Source organism: Clostridium sp. HCP1S3_C6 (assembly GCF_052066735.1).
Lineage (GTDB): Bacteria > Bacillota > Clostridia > Clostridiales > Clostridiaceae > Clostridium.
In genome coordinates this window covers 1-5395 of sequence record NZ_JBQHRN010000058.1, presented here as the reverse complement: position 1 = coordinate 5395, position 5395 = coordinate 1, and the positions used below count along the sequence as shown (strand labels likewise).

Annotated in this window: 5 protein-coding genes; 1 reads left to right on the top strand and 4 read right to left on the bottom strand. The window is 26.6% G+C overall.

Annotated elements, in window-relative coordinates; all coding sequences use genetic code 11:
• The first annotated feature begins 316 nt into the window (after window positions 1–316).
• Window positions 317–1486, top strand: coding sequence for an aminotransferase class I/II-fold pyridoxal phosphate-dependent enzyme (locus ACTNAO_RS12615; protein ID WP_441029602.1), 1170 nt, complete (start codon window positions 317–319; stop codon window positions 1484–1486).
• Between the two features lie 17 nt (window positions 1487–1503).
• On the opposite strand, the gene ACTNAO_RS12610 is transcribed toward ACTNAO_RS12615, so the two are convergent.
• The 4 genes from ACTNAO_RS12610 to ACTNAO_RS12595 form a co-directional block, all read right to left on the bottom strand.
• Complete coding sequence (locus tag ACTNAO_RS12610; protein ID WP_441029605.1) at window positions 1504–2343, bottom strand: polysaccharide deacetylase family protein; 840 nt, start codon at window positions 2341–2343, stop codon at window positions 1504–1506.
• Between the two features lie 3 nt (window positions 2344–2346).
• Window positions 2347–2790: a MarR family winged helix-turn-helix transcriptional regulator gene (locus ACTNAO_RS12605; RefSeq protein WP_441029608.1), complete on the bottom strand. Its 444-nt coding sequence runs from the start codon at window positions 2788–2790 to the stop codon at window positions 2347–2349.
• 89 nt (window positions 2791–2879) lie between these two features.
• Complete coding sequence (locus tag ACTNAO_RS12600) at window positions 2880–4271, bottom strand: citrate/2-methylcitrate synthase (RefSeq protein ID WP_441029611.1); 1392 nt, start codon at window positions 4269–4271, stop codon at window positions 2880–2882.
• A gap of 177 nt (window positions 4272–4448) precedes the next feature.
• Complete coding sequence (locus tag ACTNAO_RS12595; protein WP_441029614.1) at window positions 4449–5279, bottom strand: deoxyribonuclease IV; 831 nt, start codon at window positions 5277–5279, stop codon at window positions 4449–4451.
• Window positions 5280–5395 lie beyond the last annotated feature (116 nt).

Genomic DNA, 5395 nt, shown 5'->3' with positions numbered 1-5395 from the left:
TTTTTTCTAACTTATTTTTAATTCTTTGTTCTTTCCTTCCCATAAAACCTCCTGTGAGACAAAGTTTTTCTTTTATTTTACTTCATCACACGGGAAATGCGTAGATTTCTATACAATTTAATGAGAATTTTTTTACCTTTCAGTTCTGTCAAATATAGCACATGGGTCACTATTTTTTACAATTTGTTAACATTTTCCTAACTCATATTTACTTTTTCATATAAATAAAATTACAGTTCTAAAGATTTAATATATTAAAATTTGTGCTATAATAAACTAATATTATAAAAATATTTTTTAATAGCGGGGGATTCAAATGAATATTAACTTTTCAAAAAATCTTGATTATTTTGAATCTGGTATATTTAATATACTAGATAATAAAAAAAAGCAATTAATAAGTGAAGGAAAAAAAGTTTATAATTTATCTGTAGGTACGCCTGATTTTAAACCTGATAAACATGTTATAGATGCTTTAATGGAAAGTGCTAAGGATCCTGAAAACTGGAAATACTCTTTAGGAGATTCTGAGGAACTTATAAATGCTATGATTACATATTATAAAGACAGATTTAATGTAGATCTAACAGAAAATGAAATAACTTCAGTATATGGTTCTCAAGAAGGCATTAATCACATTGGACTTACTTTTATTAACAAAGGCGATGTAGTTCTTGTACCAAATCCAGGATATCCAATATTTGAAATTGGTCCTTTTTTATGTGGAGCACAAATTGAATATTATAATCTTTTAGAAGAAAATAATTATTTACCTGACTTAAAAAGCATTCCAAAGGATATTTTAAGTAAGACTAAATTTATGATTGTTTCATATCCTTTAAATCCTGTATGTAAATTGGCACCGGATTCATTTTATAAAGAATTAATTACTTTCGCAAAGGAAAATAATATAGTAATAATTCATGATAATGCTTATTCAGACATAATTTATGATGGTAAATCATCTAAATCTTTCCTATCCTTTGAAGGCGCAAAAGATGTAGGTATAGAATTTTATTCATTATCAAAATCCTTTAATATAACCGGAGCTAGAGTTTCTTTTGCCTTAGGTAATGAAAGTATAATTAAAAACTTTAAAAAAATACGTTCACAAATAGATTATGGCATATTTACACCAATTCAAAAAGCTGCAATAGCTGCTTTAAATGGTCCTAAGGATAGTGTAAAGGCTCATTGCAAAGAATATGAAAAAAGAAGAAATGCCTTATGTGAAGGTTTGAGAAATATAGGACTTAACATAAAAAATAGTGAAGGTACTATGTTTGCTTGGGCTAAAATTCCAGAAAAATTTAAAAGTTCTACTGAATTTTGTTTAAAGCTTATGGAAGAATCCGGTGTTATTTGTACTCCAGGTTCAGCTTTTGGTTCACTTGGGGAAGGCTTTGTAAGATTTGCCCTTGTTCTTCCAGTTTCTGAAATAGAAGCAGCTATAAAAGAAATAGATAAATGTAATATACTAAAATAATAAGAAGTTCTTATAAATCATTTGCTAATTAATGATTCTATAAGAACTTTTTCTATATCATACTTACTGTAAGTATAATCAATTAAAACCCTATTAATTTTAAAATTATTTTCATTTTTATATGCAAAACCTTTTTTAACTGTAAAACCAATATCATAACCTGCATCTTTTGATGCCTTTAGTGTATCATCATTAAATAACCCTTTAGGATATGCTATAGCTGTAATCTTTTTTGATGTTAATTTTTCTAAATATTTTTTTGATTTAATAAATTCATTTAACTGATCATCATAAGACATACTGTTTAAATCTTTATGAGAAAAAGTATGGGACTGAATATCAATACCATTTTCACTTAATTCTTTAACTTGATCAACTGTCATATAAGGATTTTCATTTAACAAGGAAGGCACAACAAATATAGTAGCCTTCATGTTAAATTCCCTTAATAAAGGATATGCTAACAAATAATTATCTAAATAACCATCATCAAAGGTAATAAGAACACTTTTTCTAGGAATTGGCTTGCCATTTTCAAGATAGTTTTCTAAATCTGATACAGATATAGTGGTAAATCCAAGATCTTCTATAGCTTGCAAATGTTCCCTCAACCTATCTTTTCCTATTATAATTGGACTTTTAATAGATTCATCATCATTAATGGAATGATAACCTAAAACAGTAACTGCAATATTATCATCAGTTACTTCAATGTTAGCAAATTCATCTTCACCAATTTTGGTAGAAACTTTATATCTATTATATATATATATAGCAAAAATTCCTATGCATATAAGTATAACCAAAAAAATTACAACTATAACTTTTAGAACTTTCAATTTACTATTTAATTTCATAAACTATAACTCCTGTGCAATTATATCAAAAAATTTATCTACTAAAAAAGAAAAATTTTCCATGTCCTTTTGCCCCATTTTAGAAACAATTCTATTGCAAACTTTATTGTATTCATTTATTTCATTTTTATATACATCAATACCTGCTTGAGTAATGGATATAGTAACTACTCGCCTATCTTCTTTTTCCATATATCTTTTTATATAGCCTTTTTCTTCTACTACATTTAACATTCTTGATGCTGCTGGTTTTGAAATATTTAATTTTTCACTTATATCTGAAGATTTAATCTTGTCTACTTCTTTTGAAGTATTATAAATTATAGACAAAAGCGCAAATTCACCAATTGACAAAAGTTTCATTGGTTGAAACTTAGCTGCAATATTTTTCATTTTTTCCAAGATATGCTTTATTTCTTCTTGTTGTATAGAGTCAAAATCTTCCATAAAAAACCTCGTAATTTTTCAACAATATATTTATCATACATATTATAAAACTTTTTTAATATTAGTCAACCTTAATTTAACAAATATACTTATCTTTCTTCTAAATTTAAATAGTCAGCACTGTCTAATATGCTCATATATGCAGGTCTTATAATCTTATCTGTATTTATAAGTTCTTCTAATCTATGGGCACACCATCCAACTATTCTTGCACAAGCAAAAATAGGTGTGAAAATCTCAAGGGGAATATTTAACATGCTATACACAAATCCACTATAAAAATCTACATTAGCACTTACACCTTTATATATCTTTCTTTTGTTTTTAATTACCTCTTTTGCAATAGATTCTACCTTTGAATATAAGTTATATTCATCTTCCATTCCTTTTTCTATTGCTAGTTTTTGCACAAATGATTTAAATATTTCAGCTCTAGGATCTGATACAGAATATACAGCATGACCCATTCCATATATTAATCCCTTCCCATCAAATTCTTCTTTGTCTAAAATTCTCTCTAAATATCTTCTTATTTCATCATCATCATTTTTATTGCTAATTTTTGATTTCATGTCCTCAAACATTTGAACTACCTTTATATTTGCTCCACCATGCTTTGGTCCCTTTAAAGAACCAAGTGCTGCTGCCATAACTGAATAAGTATCTGTGCCTGTAGAAGTTACAACATGAGTTGTAAAACTTGAATTATTACCACCACCATGTTCTATATGAAGTACTAAGGCTAAATCTAATATTTGTGCCTCAAGTTTTGTATATTTCATATCAGGTCTTAAAAGCCTTAAAATATTTTCTGCTGTTGAAAGATTTGGATCTGGTTTATGAACATACATACTATTTTTACAAACATAATGATTATAAGCATGATAACCATAAACAGTTAACATAGGAAGTACACTAATTAATTTTATTGATTGCATTAAAACATTATTAATACTTGTATCATCTGCATGATTATCGTAATTATATAATGATAAAACACTTCTTGATAAAGTATTCATCATATTTTTACTAGGAAGCTTCATAATTACATCCCTAACAAATTTATCTGGAAGTTTTCTATTTTTTGCTAATAAATTTTTAAATTCGTAAAGTTCACTTTTATTAGGTAACTTTCCAAACAAAACAAGGTAAGTAGCTTCTTCAAAGCCAAAACGTTTGTCTTTGACAAAACCTTTGCATAAATCTCTAATATTAATTCCTCTGTATTTTAATATACCATCACAAGGCACTAAACCTTCTTTAGTATTCTTTTTAGATTGTATATTAGAAATATTAGTAAGCCCAGCTAAAACACCATTTCCATTAATATCTCTAAGACCTCTTTTTACATCATATTTTCCATAAAGAGATGTATCTATTTTATTATTTTCTATACATATTTTTGATAGTTTATCCATAACATCACTTGATGTATTTTCTATAATCTTTTGGTAAGTTACTGTTTCATTTTTATTGCACATATATTACACTCCTCCCATTTAATATTTAACACTATTAAATATTATTATAGCTAAATATTTTATGATGTCAATATATTTTTTTCATTATTTTGGAAATAAAAATATAAAAAAAGTATCACATACATATATATGATACTTTTTACTACATTTTACCAATATCAATTTTACTAAAAAAACTTATTTATATAAACCTTTTAATATAGTTATTTCCTTTTCATAACCTTTTAAGTCGTTAGGTGTTTCTAAGAAAAATGGTAAATTTCTAAGCTTAGGATGATTAATTATTCTTTCAATTGCTTCAAGTCCTATATGACCTTCTCCTATTTTTTCATGTCTATCCTTATGACTTTCAAAAGGATTTTTACTATCATTTAAATGAATTGCATATAATCTATCTAATCCTATAATTTTATCAAATTCATCTAAAACATTATCTAAATTATTTACTATATCATAACCTGCATCATAAACATGGCAGGTATCAAGGCATACACCTAAATGATCATTTAATTTAACTTTACTTATTATTTCTGCAATTTCTTCAAAGGACCTACCAACTTCTGTTCCTTTTCCAGCCATTGTTTCAAGTAAAACTTTTGTTGTTTGTTCTTCCTTTAAAACACAGTTTAACATATCAACTATATAATTTATTCCAATTTCTGTTCCTTGCTTTACATGACTTCCTGGATGAAAATTATATAGGCTATTAGGAACATATTCCATTCTTTTCAAGTCATCTTCAAAGGTTCTTTTAGCAAAATCTCTTATTTTTTCATCAGCAGAACATGCATTTAAAGTATATGGAGCATGGGCTAATATTACTTCAATATTATTTTCTTTTGCAAATTTTATAAATGCTTCTGCATCTTTTGGATCAATATCTTTAGCCTTGCCACCTCTAGGATTTCTAGTAAAAAATTGAAATGTATTTCCACCTATAGAAATTATTTCTTTCCCCATATTTAAAAAACCTTTTGCTGAGGATAAATGACAACCAATTTTAAGCATAAATCTTCCTGCTACTTAAAATGTAATCAAATATAAACATTTTAAGAATTTTACTGTTTCAATGTATCTGCTTTTGTTATAAAAACTACTTGCATTTGATATGATACTCCACAGTC

Bases quoted from the DNA above. Each gene is read 5' to 3' on its own strand.
- ACTNAO_RS12605 (WP_441029608.1), bottom strand. From the start codon at position 2,790: ATGGAAGATTTTGACTCTATACAACAAGAAGAAATAAAGCATATCTTG.
- ACTNAO_RS12600 (WP_441029611.1), bottom strand. From the start codon at position 4,271: ATGTGCAATAAAAATGAAACAGTAACTTACCAAAAGATTATAGAAAAT.
- ACTNAO_RS12610 (WP_441029605.1), bottom strand. From the start codon at position 2,343: ATGAAATTAAATAGTAAATTGAAAGTTCTAAAAGTTATAGTTGTAATT.
- ACTNAO_RS12595 (WP_441029614.1), bottom strand. From the start codon at position 5,279: ATGCTTAAAATTGGTTGTCATTTATCCTCAGCAAAAGGTTTTTTAAAT.
- ACTNAO_RS12615 (WP_441029602.1), top strand. From the start codon at position 317: ATGAATATTAACTTTTCAAAAAATCTTGATTATTTTGAATCTGGTATA.